The 17,309-nt window shown below is 63.2% G+C and carries 19 protein-coding genes; 7 read left to right on the forward strand and 12 right to left on the reverse strand.

Going from position 1 to position 17,309, the window contains the following annotated elements:
- Positions 1–81 precede the first annotated feature (81 nt).
- Genes E1809_RS19980 through E1809_RS20005 form a run of 6 tightly spaced genes read left to right on the forward strand, consistent with a single transcriptional unit; the run spans position 82 to position 6,203 of the window.
- The gene (locus tag E1809_RS19980; RefSeq protein ID WP_133205991.1) at positions 82–1,161 is read left to right on the forward strand and encodes a radical SAM protein; all 1,080 of its coding nucleotides are present in this window, start codon (positions 82–84) and stop codon (positions 1,159–1,161) included.
- Positions 1,148–2,299, forward strand: a complete 1,152-nt coding sequence (locus tag E1809_RS19985) for an enolase C-terminal domain-like protein (RefSeq protein WP_133205992.1) — start codon at positions 1,148–1,150, stop codon at positions 2,297–2,299. The genes E1809_RS19980 and E1809_RS19985 overlap by 14 nt, the downstream gene beginning before the upstream one ends.
- Positions 2,296–2,940 carry an HAD family hydrolase gene (locus E1809_RS19990; protein WP_133205993.1) on the forward strand — a complete coding sequence of 215 codons (645 nt, stop codon included), beginning with the start codon at positions 2,296–2,298 and terminating at the stop codon, positions 2,938–2,940. The genes E1809_RS19985 and E1809_RS19990 overlap by 4 nt, the downstream gene beginning before the upstream one ends.
- Before the next feature lie 50 nt (positions 2,941–2,990).
- Positions 2,991–3,596 (forward strand): nucleotidyl cyclase domain-containing protein, encoded by a 606-nt coding sequence (locus tag E1809_RS19995; RefSeq protein ID WP_133205994.1) that lies wholly within the window; start codon positions 2,991–2,993, stop codon positions 3,594–3,596.
- Entirely contained in the window at positions 3,589–4,074 is a 486-nt protein-coding gene (locus E1809_RS20000) for a YdeI/OmpD-associated family protein (protein WP_133205995.1), read from the forward strand. Before E1809_RS19995 ends, E1809_RS20000 begins: the two co-directional genes overlap by 8 nt.
- Positions 4,071–6,203, forward strand: a complete 2,133-nt coding sequence (locus E1809_RS20005; protein WP_133205996.1) for a phosphoketolase family protein — start codon at positions 4,071–4,073, stop codon at positions 6,201–6,203. Before E1809_RS20000 ends, E1809_RS20005 begins: the two co-directional genes overlap by 4 nt.
- Before the next feature lie 273 nt (positions 6,204–6,476).
- On the opposite strand, the gene E1809_RS20010 is transcribed toward E1809_RS20005, so the two are convergent.
- The 9 genes from E1809_RS20010 to E1809_RS20030 form a co-directional block, all read right to left on the reverse strand.
- On the reverse strand, positions 6,477–7,463 hold the full coding sequence (locus E1809_RS20010; RefSeq protein ID WP_165962413.1) for a tyrosine-type recombinase/integrase: 987 nt from the start codon (positions 7,461–7,463) through the stop codon (positions 6,477–6,479).
- 135 nt (positions 7,464–7,598) lie between these two features.
- The gene (locus tag E1809_RS26840; RefSeq protein WP_165962414.1) at positions 7,599–7,769 is read right to left on the reverse strand and encodes a hypothetical protein; all 171 of its coding nucleotides are present in this window, start codon (positions 7,767–7,769) and stop codon (positions 7,599–7,601) included.
- Between the two features lie 145 nt (positions 7,770–7,914).
- Positions 7,915–8,631 carry a hypothetical protein gene (locus E1809_RS20015; RefSeq protein WP_133205998.1) on the reverse strand — a complete coding sequence of 239 codons (717 nt, stop codon included), beginning with the start codon at positions 8,629–8,631 and terminating at the stop codon, positions 7,915–7,917.
- A 359-nt stretch (positions 8,632–8,990) separates the two neighbouring features.
- Positions 8,991–9,203 (reverse strand): hypothetical protein, encoded by a 213-nt coding sequence (locus tag E1809_RS27150; RefSeq protein WP_205754271.1) that lies wholly within the window; start codon positions 9,201–9,203, stop codon positions 8,991–8,993.
- A complete protein-coding gene (locus E1809_RS27155; protein ID WP_205754272.1) occupies positions 9,200–9,583 on the reverse strand; it encodes a tyrosine-type recombinase/integrase in 384 nt (127 codons plus the stop codon). Before E1809_RS27155 ends, E1809_RS27150 begins: the two co-directional genes overlap by 4 nt.
- A gap of 4 nt (positions 9,584–9,587) precedes the next feature.
- Positions 9,588–10,145: a site-specific integrase gene (locus E1809_RS27160; RefSeq protein ID WP_205754273.1), complete on the reverse strand. Its 558-nt coding sequence runs from the start codon at positions 10,143–10,145 to the stop codon at positions 9,588–9,590.
- Positions 10,146–10,213: 68 nt separating this feature from the next.
- Positions 10,214–11,218 (reverse strand): LacI family DNA-binding transcriptional regulator, encoded by a 1,005-nt coding sequence (locus E1809_RS20025; protein WP_165962415.1) that lies wholly within the window; start codon positions 11,216–11,218, stop codon positions 10,214–10,216.
- Positions 11,219–11,286: 68 nt separating this feature from the next.
- Complete coding sequence (locus E1809_RS27785; protein ID WP_268908725.1) at positions 11,287–11,421, reverse strand: hypothetical protein; 135 nt, start codon at positions 11,419–11,421, stop codon at positions 11,287–11,289.
- 299 nt (positions 11,422–11,720) lie between these two features.
- A complete protein-coding gene (locus tag E1809_RS20030) occupies positions 11,721–12,557 on the reverse strand; it encodes an aminoglycoside phosphotransferase family protein (RefSeq protein WP_268908726.1) in 837 nt (278 codons plus the stop codon).
- 160 nt (positions 12,558–12,717) lie between these two features.
- On the opposite strand from E1809_RS20030, the gene E1809_RS20035 reads away from it, so the two are divergent.
- Positions 12,718–13,209, forward strand: a complete 492-nt coding sequence (locus tag E1809_RS20035; protein ID WP_133206001.1) for an HIT family protein — start codon at positions 12,718–12,720, stop codon at positions 13,207–13,209.
- A gap of 47 nt (positions 13,210–13,256) precedes the next feature.
- Here E1809_RS20035 and E1809_RS20040 read toward each other — a convergent pair whose 3' ends face one another.
- The 3 genes from E1809_RS20040 to E1809_RS20050 form a co-directional block, all read right to left on the reverse strand.
- A complete protein-coding gene (locus E1809_RS20040) occupies positions 13,257–13,910 on the reverse strand; it encodes a GNAT family N-acetyltransferase (protein ID WP_133206002.1) in 654 nt (217 codons plus the stop codon).
- Positions 13,907–15,046, reverse strand: coding sequence for an acyltransferase family protein (locus E1809_RS20045; RefSeq protein ID WP_235835695.1), 1,140 nt, complete (start codon positions 15,044–15,046; stop codon positions 13,907–13,909). Before E1809_RS20045 ends, E1809_RS20040 begins: the two co-directional genes overlap by 4 nt.
- 91 nt (positions 15,047–15,137) lie before the next feature.
- Positions 15,138–17,309 carry an alpha-galactosidase gene (locus E1809_RS20050; RefSeq protein ID WP_133206004.1) on the reverse strand — a complete coding sequence of 724 codons (2,172 nt, stop codon included), beginning with the start codon at positions 17,307–17,309 and terminating at the stop codon, positions 15,138–15,140.

The following is a 17,309-nucleotide window of genomic DNA, read 5'->3' on the forward strand; positions in this document are numbered from 1 at the left end:
TGGTCCATGTTCATTGAGTCCTTCCGGCAATCGCAAGCGCCGTTTGGAGGGACGACACGCCGAATTGTGGGGAGCGGACCAATGACAGCAGGCCTTGTTGAAAGCCGAACGCAGATTGCACGCCTGGGGCAGGAATGGGATGTCCCAGAGGAGGACGTTCTGCTCATCGCCCTCAACAAGGCGGGCGTACGATCGCGCATCCCGAAGCCACGAATGCGTGTCCGGTTGAGGCTGACGTCGCGCCCGGAGGAGGAGATCTTCCTCATTCTCTCGTTGGGTAGGATCGACTCGCCGTTCCAACTCGAGGAGCACGAGATAACCCTGTACGGCGAGCGGGTTGCCACCGTCGAGGAGCTTGAGGACGACGATGCGGTCCTCGGTTACTTCCGGAATGGGCGGAAGGTACTTACCCTCAACTCCAACGCCCGCAGCCAGTGCATCGGGTGCGCTTTCTGCCCCAACACCATGGAGGCAGCTTCGGACCCCAAGCTCGCTGTTCTCGACGACTTGGACGCCTACCTGTCCGCCCTCGTCTCCGACTTCGAGCTCGAGGACCTCAGTGGCGTAGAGACCGTAACGATTTGCACGGGGTGTTTCCACCACGAGCAATTGGCGCTCGATCACCTCCGAATGGTTCGTGCGTCCATGACGAACCACAACAGTCAAGGCAAGATTCATTTCCTGTCGAGCGTTCTCACATCCGACGAAGGGCTGGATGCTGCTGCCGATATCGGGCCGTTCCACCTCACGACTACCATCGAGTGCTTCGGCCGGCGTGGCGAGATCCTCAAACAGTCGAAGGCGAAGCTGCGTCCGATCGACGTGATCCCGATCCTCAGGAAGGCCAAAGATCGGGGGATCCTCGCCGACTACACCTATATCGTCGGTCTCGATTCGCAGCAGCTCGCCGAGGAATACCTCTCGCAATATGCGCCGCTCACGACGACGTTCCCGCGGTTCCAGATCTTCCAGCCTCACTCCGCGTTCATGGACGTTTACGTCGCTCCGGGCGCTGGGCAGCTCGAATACTACCTCTCCATGCGGAAGATGATCGAGAGATTGTTTATCGACACGGCCCTTCGCCCTCAGTCGTGGGAGAACTACCGGCCGCTTTGGTACTTTTCATTCGCCGACGAACCCCTCCACAGTGTGCGCCTCTAAGGCGGGGTCGTGCTCTCACGACGTCGGTGCAGTCACAGTCACGGCCAGGCGCCTCGAGCCGGGGCCGGTACGTCGTGTCATTCCTGACTGGACCGCGGAGGCCCTCCGCCCGACAGGCGGCTCTGCATGGCCGGAGGAGCGGGACCAGTGGGTCGTCGTCGTAGAGGATGAGCACGGGTTCCGTGGTGAGTGGGGTCCCGTGTCGACTGCGACTGTGGAGATCGTCAAGCTACAGCTGGCCCCGGTCCTTGTCGAAGGCGTCGGGCTGCCTAGCTGCACCGGGACCGATGCGCTGGCACCCGTGGGTCGGCATCAGCGCGGGGCACACATCCGCATCGCACAGGGAAGCGTGGATCTCGCGTTGTGGGATCTCCGAGCGGCTCGTCACGGCGTCCGGCTGCAGACCTGGCATGGCGACGCTCCGGTGCGGTGTTATGCATCGGCGCTCGGCTTCGATGTTCGACACCCGCTTGCCCCGGACGTCGCCCAATGGATCGCCGCCGAGGGCTATGCCTTCCAGAAGTGGCGCATGCTAGGCGACCCCGAAGAGGTGGGACGTGATCTCAAGGGCGTGAAACGGATCGTCGAACGCCTCGGCGACGGTCAAGAAGTCGCCGTTGATGGGGTGGGTCGTTGGGATCCCGCGTACGCCGCAAGGGCGTTGCGCGGGCTGGCCGATCTCGGAGTTCGATGGGTTGAAGAGCCGGTAGCGGACCCGAGGTCGATCGCCCGTTTTGGCGTGCATGTCCCGCTCGCCTACGGGGAACACGTCTATGACCTGGCAGATCAGATCGATCTGGTGACGAGCGGACTGATCTCAGTGTGGCAACCCGACGTGGGTTGGTCGGGCGGCCTGACTCCGGCCCTTCTCGCCGCACAAGTTGCGAACATCCGTGGACTGCTGACCTACCCGCACGGTGGCACGCTAGAGGCTGCGCACGCTCTCGCCGTCATGGCGGGTCCTTCTGTAGTCCCAGCTGTCGAGTACCACCTAACCCAGGAGCCGACCCGTCAGCGCTTCTGTCTCCACCCCCAGCAGCCGGTCGCAGGCGTTCTGACCCAGCCACCGCCCAGCGACATTGGTTCGCGGTTCAGTGTGTCCGATTCCGATCCAGTGAAGTTGGTGGGAGCGTCATGATCTCAGTCGTCAGCTTGGACATAGGCGGCACGGTCGCGGTGAATTCGCGTGGTCCGGTGACCGCGCAAATCGCGACACTGGTGGGGCGGCCCTTCCCAGAGGTGCGCGAGTTCCTGCAGCCGTATAAGTGCATGAGGATCGAGATCGAGGCGTTAGCCGACATTCTCAACGACGCGTTGTCCCCTGAGCGAGACGTGCGCATCGAGCTAGCGGGTCTCCTCACCGCGGCGAAGAGAACGGCGTGCGACATTACGACGTTCAGTGATGTCGAGAAAACCCTTGAAACACTGAGGGATCGCGGCCTGAAGATCGTCCTGTTTAGCAATGTTCTCGGCGCGATCGCACCGACAGCCGGCGAGGCGTTCCCGTTGACGGATCTGGTGGACGGGGTCTTTTACAGCTGCGATATCGGTGCCGCCAAACCGAGTTTGGCTGCGTTTTCCTATGTGCAGTCGGAAGTCGGTGCACGTCGTGAACAGATCCTCCATGTCGGCGACGCAGTCGCCACGGATATCGAGGGCGCGACGGATGCAGGTTGGCACAGCGTGCTCTTGGACCGAGAAAGAAGACACCCTAACTGCATTCACAGCTTGGAACAGATCGTTGAATCGTTAGAGCGAATCGGGGGAACACAACGATGATCACAGAGAACAAGGCATTTGGTCGCGTGTCATGGCGCCAGCCCTCGGATATGAGGATGCCCGTTGCAGGGTGGTGCGTCGAGGCACGCCAGGATCCGATCACGGGTCTCGTCGCCTTTCCAGACTTCTACGACGAACTGCCTGACATCCTTGAGGACTGCCGAGCACGCGGCGTCCACCTGGGGATTGCGATCGGCGACGTCGATGACCTCAAGGCCTATGTCGAGCACTCGAAGAGCTCTGACCCTGCCGCGTTTGGTCACGTAGCTGGCTGCGCACTCATGCAGTCGCTTGGGGACTCATCTACCCGCTGGTACCACGCGTTGAACCTCGAACTGGGTTGTCTCGCAACCTTTGGAGGCGACGAAATCATCGTGGCTCTTCCGGTCGAGCGCAATCGGGAAGGGGAGTTCGTCCAGCGGATCTCCGACCTCCGCGACCTGCTAAAGTCCGAACTCCCGCGTACGGTCTCGTTCGGTTTCGGAGTCCTGTGGCATGAGGATCTCGCCCGGCTTGAGTCCAGCGCGAGCCTCAGCGAGATGGCGGTCGGCTTGCTGAGCCGAATCGACCAAAGTCTTTTCGGGGCAAAGGCGGAGGCCCGCGGGCGCGGTGAGCGATATGGTGGTCTCCTGTCGGAGGCGAAGGTCCATGTCTGACGTTTCCCAGCTTCCCGAACTGCCGAGTACGCCCGGATCACAGGTCGACTGTGAGGCAACCGTGGTGGAGGTCGACGGCCGGCGAATGCTGGCACTGCCATACAGGGCGGGTTTCGGACGGTCCCGTGGCCGCAAGTTCCGGATCACCGGGAGCGAGGGCAGTCGGCTCCCCTCCCAGGTGGTGATGGTCGTGCGCGACCAGGCGATGGTTCCATTTCCGGGATCAGCCGGGCTGGGCGATACCGTGTGCGTCCGTCTGCGATGCCTCCGCCAGCGGCCGAGGATCTCGGTACCCGCTGACCTGGCGACCGAGCTGGAAGCGGCAAGATTGTCGGTCGACGTCATGTCCGCCCCCGAAGCAGCGCAATTCCTCACCATGATCCACGAAGCCAAGGACCCCGAAATCCGGTCGCAGCGAATCGATACCACGATCGCTGCGATTCGCCAGCGAACTCTCGAGACTGGGCGGAGCGAATGAGCGAGAGCGGAGTGTCCTGGGCCGTGGAGACCCTTTCCGCGGTCAACATCGACAGCGTGAGCGCCTGGCAACGTGCGATGGACTTCCTCTGCGTGGCCCAACTCTATCTCGATGTCGTCGACCCGACACTGCCTATCGAACGTGACCACGTCAAGGCCCGACCTGCTGGGCATTGGGGCGTGTGCCCTAACATGAACGCCGTTCTCGCCGTTCTCGCACACTTGAAGCCCGCAGAGGCCGAGGGTCAGCTGACGGTGGTGCACGGCGCAGGCCACGCGGGTGCGTCCGTTCGTGCGGACCGATTCCTCGACGGGTCTCTCGGACTCGTGGACCGTGACTACGAGCACGGCGTAGGTGGCATGACACGCCTAGCTCGAGGCTTCTCGTCTGATGATCGGTGGGGCCACGAAATATCGCCTCTGCTGCCAAGGGTGATGTACATGGGAGGACATCTGGGAGGAGCCTTGGGCCATGCCCAAGGGGTAGCCCTCGATCGCCCAGACCATCTTGTTGTACCTATCATCGGAGATGGCGAGTGCGAGACGGGAACCACTGCGGGGGCATGGTTGGGAGCACACGCGCTGCACGGAACAGGCTCGCACGGTCACGTCCTCCCCGTCATCCTGCTAAACCATCAGCGAATGGGTGGAGCCTCGGTCCTCGCAGGAATGGGTCGGGAGCGAGTCGTCGACTACCTCATGGGTGTCGGTTGGGAGCCGGTATGGGTGGATGGCACGCAGCCTGGCTCCTTGCTTGCCGGAATGACCCGCGCTCTTGATCGGACCAAACCTCTGGGAAACGAGGGCCAAGTCTGCATCGTCCTGGACATGGTCAAGGGGTGGGGTGGGCCGACTCACGACTCCGAGGGCCAGATGTTAATCGGGACTCCGCGCGTCCACAAGGCTCCACTTCTAGATCCCCGTAGAAATCCGGCCGAACTGGAGCTTCTCTCCCAGTGGGTGAGCTCGTACCGCCCCGGAGATCTATTCGTTGAGGGGCGACCCGACTTCGTCCCAGACAACCTCCGACGCGTCGCCTTCGGGGACCCATGCCACTCCGACGAGGTCCCGACGAAGTCATGGAGCCCTTTAAGTACAGGGGGTTTCGCTGAAGCGGTCCAAGGTGCACTGACCTTCAAAGACAGTAGCTGTCGGGTCTTCAGCCCAGACGAGCTCTCATCAAACAGGATCAGTGCAGCGGCACTGCCTACAAAGGTTCCCGAGATCCTCAATGAGGAGTTGTGCCATCTCTGGCTCCAGGGTTACCTGACGAGTGGTCGCCGTGGTATCGCCATCGAGTACGAGTCATTCGCGTCGATTGCGCTGCCGTTGATCCGGCAATACGCTAAGAGCCGGGCGTTGGCACGTCAGTCTAATGGCGGCGGCTCGGTCCCAACCATGACCTACCTCCTCACGAGTCTCTGCTGGAACAACAGCTACTCCCATCAGGACCCCGCAGTCGTACTTGGCATGGCGGAGTCTGCGCCGGTCCCCGTCCGTCTGCTCACACCCGCTGACCCGGTTCGTCTAGCGGCTGTTATCCGCCAGTGCGTATCATCGAACGACTCAATCGCGGTCATCACGGCTTCAAAGTACGCCACTGAGAACTTCCCTCGCGACACACTTGACGAGGAACTGCGGACCGGCATGGCCGTCTGGCCCACACTGTCAGACCCAGGCACACCGGACATCACATTGTGCGTAGCGGGAGACGTCGCGTCGTCGGTGGCCGCTCAAGCCCTCTCCGCATTCCGCGAGACGGCGCCCGGGAAGAAGGTGCGTTGGGTGACGCTCCTGGACCTGAATGCGCTCGATCCGAAGATGCGCGGGCCGTGGCCGGCTAGGTTCGAGAAAGTGTTCCCTGACCATGGTCCTGTGCTCTTCGTGGTCCCCTACTTCGCTGCAGCCGTCAAGTCCAGGCTCTTCGACATCCCCCAGATGGCCTCGCGAAGTACCGTGCTCGGTTTCCAAGACCTAGGTCATCATCTCAAGGGCGAGGCCCTACTCGACGCCTGCGGGATGAGCCCTGATCGATTGTGTCAGTTGATGCTGACGTCGACACAGGAGCCTGTTGCTGACCGACGGCTCCGCGACCAGGACCACTTGTCCACGGGAGCAATCCATCGTTGAGAAGCGGCACGGAAGCCCCTCATCTGACTCCACGACCCTGCCCAGCCCACGCATCACGGCCTCCACCCTTCCATGCCCTGACGGCGTTGAGCTGACATGCCCACCGTCCGTCAACGGGTCAGGCCACTTAGGCGGCTAGCTCAAGCAAGAAGACCCGGCAACGGGAGTCTATGGGATCGCGGGAGTTGAGGCCGGCACATCGCGAAATTGTTGACATCGGAGCCGCGGTGCTCCGCCACGCCTTTTCCGGCCCCAGAAGCGAGCTGGAGCAAGTCAGCCAGGCGTTTGAGCGTGGCTGATTAGATCGGTGTTTTGGGCTGTCGGGACTTCTGGCCGGAGCCGTTCAGCCTCTTCCCGCCTCCGCCGAAGGTGAACGAGGCTTTCTTCGAGCGCGCTGACTTCTCCGAGCCAATGGTGTTCGCGTGCTTCGGCCAGGCGTTGCTCGGCCTTTTCGGTCATGGTTTCAAGACGGCCGGCTTGGGCGGGATCTACTTGCAGGAACCGGCATTTGACGCAGGCGTGTTCGTGCACGCACGGGGTGGCGTAAGGTCGGTGGCAGGTGCCCAGGGCCACCCTCCGGAGCAGGAAATGCTCTTCGAATTCCCTCCATTCCTCGGTCGACGCGGCTCGGAATTCCTCGTCGGGACGGGTTTGCCGGCGGCGTTCGATGAAGGCGTGGTGCGCTTGGATCACGTGTTCGGGGAAAACGGCTGTGTATCCTCTGGTCGTTTCTAGGCTGAGGTGGCCGAGGAGAGTTGAGACGATGTGCAGGGGCAGGCCAGTCCCGACGAGCTCGGTGGCGAAGAGGCGGCGGAAGTCGTGGGGCGTAAAGGTGAGTGGTGCACCGGCGTCCATGAGGCCGGCGTGGGCTGCGATGCCGTTGAGTACGCGGCTGATGTAGGTGTGGGAGAGGACGTTTTGTGTAGGTCCGACCAGCCGTGCGAACAGGTGCGGAAGTGGATCGCTGAAAGTCTTTTCGTTGGGGTCATAGCGGACAGACAAAGGCACCGACTGGCCCGTACCGCGGGCACGTCGCTGAACCTCCACGAGAACTTTCACGAGCTCGGGCGACATGGGAACAAGACGTTCCTGATCCGTTTTCAACGGAACGATGTGCAGCAGGGGCACGATGGTGTTGGTTGTGGGGGCGACATAGTGGCGCAGGGACAGCTGGGTCAGTTCCTGGAGCTCCTCGAGCCTGACTCCGGTTTCCTTCAGGGTCGATGCAAGAGCCCAGCCCCAGAACCCGTCGGCTTCCACCGCCGTGACGTCTGCTCGCTTTCCAACCGCTGTGGGCGGAACGGAGCCGTCATCGGCGGCGATGAGTTCAGCCCAGACACGGGCTCTGGTGTTGGCCGCGGCGCGAACGGGTGGGTCATGTCGGCGATATGTGACTCAGTCCACCACGTACGTTTCACCGTGGGCCGCCGACAAGGTCGATTCCAACAACCGTGTGCCGCGTTCGCGGAGCGCGGCGGCGGCATGCATGAAGGCGGGCAGGAGCGGCGTCAGGGACCGGGTGCGTTGCTGCATCCGCGACTGGACGTGTTTGCGTTGCTTGGACACACTTCGGGATTCGGTGCGTGGAAATGGGGTGGGTGCAACCCAGACTGCCCACCGCTCCGACTGTTCGTACGACCACTCGGCGATGTCACGGTAGAGGGCACGGACCGCGAAGTACGTTGAGGACGTGTCACGGCGTGGACGTCCCTCAAGCGTGAGGTGGATCCATCCGCTCGCGCCACTGGGCTGCGACGTCCGGTGGAAGTCGCAGGTCTTTCTGGTCCGGGTTGATGTCGATAATTTCGGCCCAGAACAGGCGCACCAGCCTGTAAGCAACCCCCTCAAGGGAGCCATAGTCCATGTTGGGCTTGAGTTCTTCTAAGTAGTCGATGAGCAGGTCGCGGACCCGCGAAGGCGGAATCCCGTAACGGTCGACGAGGGTTTTCACCGTGTGGCGCCGGGAGGAGACACTGGCGTGCCATGCGGCTCGCAAAGTCGGCGGCTCTCCGGCCAACGGCCCGAGGGCCACAAGAAGTTCCCAGGCCAGGTGTTCCTTGGCATGTCGGCTGGACCGTGCAATGTGCGAGTATGCCAGAACATCATCGCCGGTCAGCTTGCCGAGCCGTTTGCCGGTCCGGACAAGGATCCTTGCGATGGCGTTCTCGGCGTTCCGCCGGATCAGCTCGTGGCCGCGCTCGTACTCGGGCAGTGCCCGCAGACGCGCCGTCTCAGTAGGTTCAGCAACCTCAAGGAAGGACAGCGACCCGCGGCTTTGATTCCATTGTTTGGACGAGAACATCCATTCGTAGGACGGACGCACCAAGCGCGCCCGCACCAGCGTGCTGACACCAGAGCTGAGGAAAATCCGGCCCACTGATAGACGCTCGCTAAGCTCCTTGAGGCCTTCCCGGGGAGCCTGATCCATCCCGGGCGCCAACCACTGCTCATCCCAAGTGCCTCCAGAGAATCCATTCAGCCACCGCAGGACATGCCCGGCGGCAGCAATCCGCAGCCGCCAACTCGACGGCGCCGAGCCAAAAGGAAGCGTGTATTCCCGCGCCCATTCCAGGGCTTCCTCGACTCCAAGACTCTGAAGGCTGAGGAACTGTTCGTCGTCGATCGCCGGCGCAGGGATCCCGCCGTCGAAGGCTTACCTTGGCCACGTCCCGTTGACGGCGGTAACCACGCTGTCTGCCGTGAGGCGGAGTCCCTGACCACGGCGATAGGTTTCGGTTGCCGCGATCTGTGCCGGGGATCTAAGATCTGCCGTGATCTGGGAGCCGGTCATTCACCCAGGCCTAACAATTCGCGCACCGCCGCGTCGTCGTACTCCGGTTCAACCGTCGGGGCCGGCGGACGCGGCCTTGCATAGTGCTCCAGCACCTTCTGCAGCACGTCTTCCATCCGGGGCTGGGTGTAAACAGTTGTCGTGGTGACGTTGGCATGCCGGAGCACCGTCTGCACATCAACAAGTGTGAACGCCGGGTCCGCGATCATTCGTTCGGCCGCGGACGCAGATCGTGCAGTGTCCAGTTCGAGCCGAGCGCCTGCTGCGCCCTGGAGAACATGCTCCGCGCTGCACTGTAGGTGAGGGGTCGCCGGTTCCTAGCTGCAAGGGTCCACCACACAGCGTCGCCCGGCGAGGCCGGCTGGCCTTCCCGCATATACAGGGCCAACCACACGAAGGCATCCGCACTCGCCGGAACGACGTCCCGGTTGCGGGTTCCCTTGCTGGTCACGACAAGAGTATGTTCACCGAAGTCATAGTCCCCGTGCCGGAGGCCGAGCAGCTCTTCCGCGCGCACTCCACTGCTAAGCCAGAAAGACAACATTGCCCGGTCGCGATGGTTCTTCAAGCTGGCAAAGATGGCAGCCATAGAATCATCCGGAATCCCGCGCCATGCCGGTCGAGCCACCCGTTGCCGGTAGGTTCCCCGCCGGGACTGCCGGAACGGTTCCATGGTGGGCATTCGGTCGCGGCCGAACGCCCCGCTGCCGAGGCACGGGATTCACCAAAGGCCCAAGGTCCATCTCCAAGGCGAAGTCGTAGAAGCTCGAAAGCACCGTGAGCTGGTGATTGATCGAATTCGCCGAGAACGCCGACCCAGAAGCTGCCCGCTTTCGCGTAACCGGGTTGGCCGCGACAGGCTTGTCCAGCCCTCTTCGGAGGGCATTCGCCGTTGGAGCAACCCGCTTATGCGCCACTAAGGCTCTGACATCCAGCCGTTCAGCCCTCTCCCATGGCGTGAACCTTCCGTGAAGAAACCGGAACCAGCGCAGAAGGTCATAGGCATAACTGCGCAGGGTCGACGGAGAACAATCGGAGGCCGACAAATCCCTGAGAAACGACGACGCCGCCTCGTGCTCCGAATCAGGAAAAACCAAACGATAGGGAACACCGTCCTGCGTTTTCACGACCCTGCCCAGCTGCACCGTCATGCCCCCAGCCTTTCATCAAGCCAACACACTCCAGAAGATCGACACAAGGTGCAGTTAACATGCCTCCTTCAATTTGCCGGCGATGCGGTCGAACTGCGCTGCACCAGGGTCATCGGATACATGTGAAGACGAGCCTCGAGGTGTTGCTCGTCCAGGAGGGCCGCAATCGCGTCCCTGGCCATATCTTCGACCGGCTGTCGGACGGAAGTGATGCCGGGCAGGGCGAAGGCCGCCTCCGGTGAGTCATCGAGCGAGATGAGGGAGATATGCGCAGGAACGTCCAGCCGGGCTTCCCGAATAGCGTGAAGAGCACCGATCGCGATGGCGTCCGAACTGGCGAATACAGCTGTCGGCGTTTCAGGGGCGGCGAGTATCGAACGCATGGCTTCGAGCCCACCACGCATCGTGAATTCAGCCTGAAATGCCAGACCGGGTGCCTGCAGGGAAACGCCGAGGGTGTCCGACCAGCCAGCCAGACGCGGGTCATCGCCTGAAAGGTCACCGAGGAAGGCGATTCTGGCATGCCCGAGGCTTCGCAAATGATAAGTCGCTTGCCGGGCTCCCTGGTAGAGGTCTGAGGCGATGGAAACGGTGCCGTCCAGAGGGCGATGGGAGCTCAACTGCACAAGTCGTGTTGAGAGCGACTTGGCTACTGCACGGTCTTCGTCCGGAAGGTCCGTTGCGAGTAGGATTCCCCGCACTTTCATCTCTTCAAGGTGGGAAAGGAAGAATGCCGTGGAATCCGACGTCGCGCTGCAGCGCAGGACATCCAGCCCCTGGAGGTGAGCGGCGGCTTCGATAGCAGAAGCGTAGACAGCCCAGAACGGATTCCCGATGTCCGGGACGATGAGACCGATCACCTGGGTGCTGCCGCTGCTCAGTGCCTGAGCTACCGGGTTAGGGCTGTATCCGAGTTTTCGGATCGAGGTGGCACCATCCTTGATGGAGCAGTCCCCTGCTGCGGCGCTGACACACCCGGCCCAGGCAGCGTAGTCCCGGGTCGGACCAAGGCACCACGGAATACAGTCCGCCCTGCTGCCTTCATGAGGTGCCGGGTACGGTTCATGCCGCACAGGTGTTCCTTGCGCGATTCAGGAAGAGAAGCCGGACGGGTGATTCATCTGAAGGGAACAGACTTCGCCTATGCGTCACGCGGCGACTTACGGCTGGAAATGCACACGCTGTCCGTCACGACGACATTGAGGTCCGATTCAAGTGGGACCAAGACGGTCCGCGAGCCAAAGCAGCCGGCGACGTCGGCAACCGAAATTGTCATAGGCTAAATTCTACTCGAGTAAATTTATGACTACAAGAGACCGAAGAACACTCTTTGCCTTCTCTTCCACGTTGCGAAAGCCGGAGATCGGCGGGCCAATTTCGACTGGAGTATCCGGTACTCCCGCCTCCGACTGCTGCCCTGGACACGGGGCCGGGGAGGTCGCCTGACCTGCTTTGGCCTCACTTGACGTCAGCATCCGCTGCCTCCTTGTGCTACCAACCGTCGGCAGGAACCAGCAGAATCTGGTGCACTTGGTTGCGACGGCGTCGCACTTCCTGACGTAGGACGGCGCCGATTCAACGCGCCAGTGACGCGGCCATCCAGGCCAGCGCCGCGGCCAGAGCACCCTCCCCCTCGATGGCTTCGTGCAGTGCAGAACTGACCGCCCGCGCCTGACAGAGTCGCTCCGCGAGATCCAGCGGAACGGCGGCCACATCAGCAAACAGCTCCAGCCGTCGCCGGAGTTCGCAGGGACCGGCGGCGATCAACTCCGCCAGCCGGTTCCGCTCAACGATCACCGTATGGCTCTCGTACGCGATAGTGCCTACGCGCGGCGCAGGATCAATGACCCGCCAGAAGCCGTCACGGTCCCGATGAACATTGCGGGAATGCAGATCACCGTGGGTCAGTGTGGCGGTCGGATCATCGGCGAGGTTGGTGATCGCCTCACGTGCCGCGTCAACCGATCGATCGGAGAGCACGCGCGGAGCGCGATGCAGCAAACCCTCGAGATGGACCAGCCACCCATCAGATGCCAGACGCTCAATCTGAATGGCGTCGTTTTTCCGCGACGGATCCGGCACGGCCAGGCGTCGCGCGAGATCGGCCTGGATGGTGATGGACCGGTCCGGTGTCACACCGGCTAACGACCCTGGTGTCAGCCGTTCCAGCAACAGCGCGCCGAGCTCGTCATGATGGTCAAGACAGCGCACCGAGGCTGATGCCGGAAATGCTTTCAGGGCGAGCGCTTCGCGCGAGGCCTCCGGCCACGGGAGCACCTTCAGCATCAGTTCCTGGTTTCCACGGCGGACGGGCATCACAATCGACATGCCGCCTCTAAGCGGTTCGCAGTCAGGCTGGCATCCCCACTCCTCCGAGGCACGGGCCAGTCTGGCAGCCGGTGAATCGCTCACCGACCCAGGGCAGCGAGGCGACTGTTTGCTGGGTGGACTGCGGGCATCTTCTCCCCTTCACCTCGGTGCGAGGTTTTTCGCGACGCACCGGCACTAGATCTCATTCATTCACTGCTTTGGAACATCAACAGAACCGGGACCCGCCGACTAAGGTTGTAACGTGACTGAGTGGCGTGTAGATCGGATCGGGTCGGCCGCCCGGGGCGAAAACCCCACGGTGCTGGCCGAGCTTCGTGGCGGTTACGCCGTGATCGGCGATGTGCAGTTCCTGCCCGGTTACTGCGTCCTGCTTGGTAAGGATCCGAAGGCTGCAGCGTTGGCAGACATGCCCCGTCTGGAGCGGGTGCAGTTCCTGGCGGACGTCGATCTGCTCGCCACTGCTGTGGAGCGTGCATGCCGGGACGCGGATCCGGCGTTCCGCCGGGTCAACATCGAGATCCTCGGAAACGCGGATGCGTTTGTTCACGCGCATGTGTTCCCCCGATATGACTGGGAACCAGCGGACCTTGTATCGCGTGCAGTGTGGACGTACGGGGTAGGAAGCTGGCACGATCCGGCCTCGGCGCTCGGGCCACGGCACGACCAGCTACGAACGAGCATCGGGGCCGAACTGCGAACCCTGAGCGACAGGGACGAGATCCGGATCTCCTGATGCTCGGGCCCGCGCCGGATACTGCGCCGTAAATCCCGTGCAGTCCTCTATTGGAGGCCCAGGAACGCAGCGGTTTCATTCGCGCCTTCGATCGTCAGGGTCCAGTCCGGGCGCCGGAAGTCATGCGGGCTGAGGCGAAGCAGCAGTTCTCGTTCAACGACGCCGGGGCGGGTCGTGACGCGCTTCTCGCCGTTCGGAACGTACCCGAGACGGCGGCTCACACCGAGGGACCCCCCGTTCCAGTCCACAGCACCGGTCAAAGCGCACTCGGCGCCAAGCCAGTCGAAAGCCCAGAGGAGCACGGCGGCGCGCATCTCGTGACCAAACCCGCGCCGTTGTACGCTGCGGCGAAGCCACGAACCAGTCTCAACCGTGCGAAGGGTTCCGAAGTCTTTCGCGCCGATGCACTGGGTGCCAAGGAAATTGCCTTCGTGCGTCCAGACGCCGAAGATGATGTTCCAGTCGGCTGGTGCGCACTCATTGCGTTGCTGCCAGATCCAACGGGCGAGATTCCCCGGGAGGATTTCGGGGGCGGCGTCAGTCCAGGGCACGGCAAAGGGGGTGCGTTCGGGATCGTGAATGCCCGATGCCGCGGCCTCAATGTAGGCGGGAATGTCCTCATCGCGGACGGGGCGCAGCACCAGCCGCGGGGTCGTGAGGCAAAGTTGAAAAAGGGGCCACACGTCCTCGAGCGTTGTCATGGCGCCACGCTATCCGGGCTGGAGCCATCGGGACGAATGTGTGTTGGCCGGAGCAATCGTTCCCGGAGGCGCTGTGCCGGTTTCTCGACCATCACACTGCTCAGGTATGCGAGCGGACAGACGAGGACCAGTGCGGCAGCTGCGAAGGCGAGCGGAGGGACGTGGGAGGGCAGCCTGAGAGCCGCGAGCAGTTGTTGGATCGGCCAGCCGTAGATGTAGACGCCGTAGGAGATGTCGTGGCGTGACCCGATCCTGGACGCGACGGGAAGGGAACCGATCGAGAGGACTGCGTAGGCGAGGGGCAGTGGTGCCAGGGCCGGGCCAAAGCCGCTGGAATAGGCACCCCAGACGGCCACCACCGCGAGCAGGCAGGGCAGCGCGCCCATCCTGATACGGTCCCGCATCGCGGCCAGAAGGGCGCCAGCCATGAAGATCGCGATGAGGGGCAGGACAAATTCGGTCCGGTCTGGCCCGAAGCCGCCGGCCATGATTTTGCCTGCGACGGCACCGCTTGCCGCGGCGAACAGCCACAGGGCGGCTACGGTGGTCCCGTTCCCGTCAGGAGTCCGACGCCGGACGAGGAAGACAACGACGCCGATGAGGATGTAGCACAGTGTCTCCCATGTCAACGTCCACAATGGGCCATCCCAATCGAAGTGGTCGTTGTTCCCGAACAGGGAGGTCCCGATCGGTGGCGTCTTCATGACCCCGATGAGCAGCCCAAGGGCCGCCTCGAGGAAGACGGTTGCCCCTGAAAGGCTGTAGTGTCCGCCGGTGATGAGGGCTCCGGTCGGGGCCGCGACGAAAGCGACGAGCACCGCGGACACGGCAAGGCCGGGGTAGATCCGCAGAAACCGTGCGGTGACATATTCAATCGCCGTCGACCGTTCGGCGCTGATCGTGATGAGGTACCCGGAGATCGCGAAGAACCCCATGACGCCTGCCGTGCCGAGCTTGATCCCGAACAGCGCCGGTTCCGGACCGTAACCGCCGAGCCACCAGGCATGCGAAACAATAACGCACGCCGCAAAAACGAGGCGCAGGGCATTGAGCGAGTTGCCCCGTGTGCGCAGCGCTTCACCGATTGAACGGGTCCCCGACAGCTGGTGCGGGAGAGTCCGGATCGCGTCCATCATGGTGCCCACTCGGCCCTTCTTTGGCAGGTGCGGCTCGCTGTCCTGCCCGAATTGCAGTGACACGGGCAGGACAACAGGCCTTGGTCCGTATTTAGTCGGTTGCCCGGACATGCAGGAGCAGCCCGTGTTCGGGGCTCAAGATCGGAAGCGGGAGCCCGACCTCGGTGAGGAACCGGCCCGGTGCCTTCGCACCCGTGCCCAGCCAGGCCGGCGGTGCAATCTGGTTGAAGGTGTTTTCCCAGTCGCCGTCAACGGGACCCGGCAGCACCGCTTCCACGATGTAGTCCCGTTCCGGGGCAAGACCGGGCAGTCCTATGCGTCCCGGTGTTTCGGCTGCCGTGGTACCAAGTGCCACCGCAGCGAAGAGCCCTTCGCTGCGGTCATGCGCGACAACACCGTGAAGGGCCAGGTTTGCTTCGGCCAAGTCCGCGTTGACTCGTTCACCTGTGTGGATCAGCCCACGGTGCAGTTTGTACAGCGCGATCGCACGGCGGAGGCTTTCGCGTTCGGCAGGCGTTGCCTGGCGGATGTCCCACTCGATGCCGAAGTGACCGAACAAGGCGGTAACGGCGCGGAACGAAATGTCATGGTAGCGGCCGGTGGTGTGCGAGTGCGTGGGGCCCACGTGAGCGCCGACGATTTCGGGAGGGATCACGGCTTCGGTCCACCGCTGGATGGTCTGCCGTTCGAGGGCGTCGTTGCAGTCCGAGGCCCACACACGATCCGTGCGTTGCAGTACCCCGAGGTCCACCCGTGCACCGCCTGAGGCGCAGGATTCGATTTCCACCTTCGGATGGGCCGCTTTGAGAGCATCCAGGAGCCGGTAGTAGGCCAGTGTTTGCTCGTGGACCGAGGGCCGTCCGGCGTGTCCATGCTCGGCCAGGTCGCGGTTCTGATCCCACTTCAGGTAGGCGATGTTGTTTTCCGTGAGGAGGGCATCGAGCCTGCCGTAAATGTACTGCCAGGCGTCCGGGTTCACCAGGTCGATCACGTGCTGCTGCCGCCATTCCAACGGTAGGCGGCCCCCGCTCGTGTGTGGCGTGGCTGAGGGGCCGACAATCCATTCGGGGTGTGCGCGGGCGATGTCGGAGTCGAGGTTGACCATCTCAGGTTCGACCCACAGGCCGAACTCCATCCCGAGGGAGTTCACTTTCTCGATGAGGGGGGTCAGGCCCCCGGGCCAGACGCTCTCGTCAACGAACCAGTCGCCAAGCCCCGCGTGGTCATCGCGGCGTCCACGGAACCATCCGTCATCCAGGACGAAACGCTCAACACCCAGGTCTGCACCGAGCGTCGCCAGTTCGACCAGCGGTTCGAGGCGGTGGTCGAAGTAGACGGCTTCCCACGTATTCAAAACGACGGGCCGCTGCCTGCCCGATGCCGTGTCGACGTGCTGAGGGCGGCTGCGGAACCAGCGGTAGAACGCGTCGGTGACCCCGTCGAGGCCCCGGTCGGAGTAGGCGGCGTAGAGGGCCGGGGTGCGGTAGCTCTCCCCCGGCTCCAGGACGACCTCGGCGGAGCCAAGGAGTTCGGAGGCGCCGAGCATGCGTCGGCCGTCGGCGAGAGAATCGAGGTACTGCTCGTGGTTTCCGGACCACCCGAAGTGGACCGCCCACACCCGGCCAGTTCGGTTGGAGAACCCTTGGGTGCCGGCGGCGACGAGCAGTGAGGAGTCGTGCCCCGTGCGTCCGTGCCGGCCGGACCGAAGCCACGTACCCTGGTTGATCCGGTGGCGTTGGGGGTGGTTCTCCCGGCACCAGCGGCCGGTGAGGTCAAGCAACTCGGTTGCCGCTCCGGGCACGGGGAGGACGGCGGCAAGCTCGTCAAGCTGGTATGCCCCGGTCCCTGTGTTGGTCAGTTCGTGCGATATTTCGAGGAGGCCGCCGTCATGAAGTGCGACATCGCTGGTCAGCGTGATCCCGGCGTTGGAGTCGGCCTGGACGATGCGTGCGCCCCGCCCGTCCAACGTCGATTCGGCTGCCACGACGCGCAAGGCCGGAGAAAACACGAAACCAGGCAGGCCGCCCTCGCCGGTCCTGTGGCCGCGCAGCCCCGGCCGACCCAGCCAACCCGATGACGCCTGAGGGAGCAGGCCGGCGATGACAGGGACATCGTGCGCGGAATGCGGGACCGGGCCGCGCAGCAATCCGAGGTCGGGGACGGCGTCGCCAAGGTCGGCGCCCCAGTGGACAATCTCGGCCTCACCGGAATCGAATGCCAGCAACAGGCTGGTGCCAGCGGAGCGGAGATGCAGGTGGTTCAT

It is taken from the genome of Arthrobacter terricola (genome assembly GCF_004354015.1).
GTDB classification, from domain to species: Bacteria; Actinomycetota; Actinomycetes; order Actinomycetales; family Micrococcaceae; genus Arthrobacter; species Arthrobacter terricola.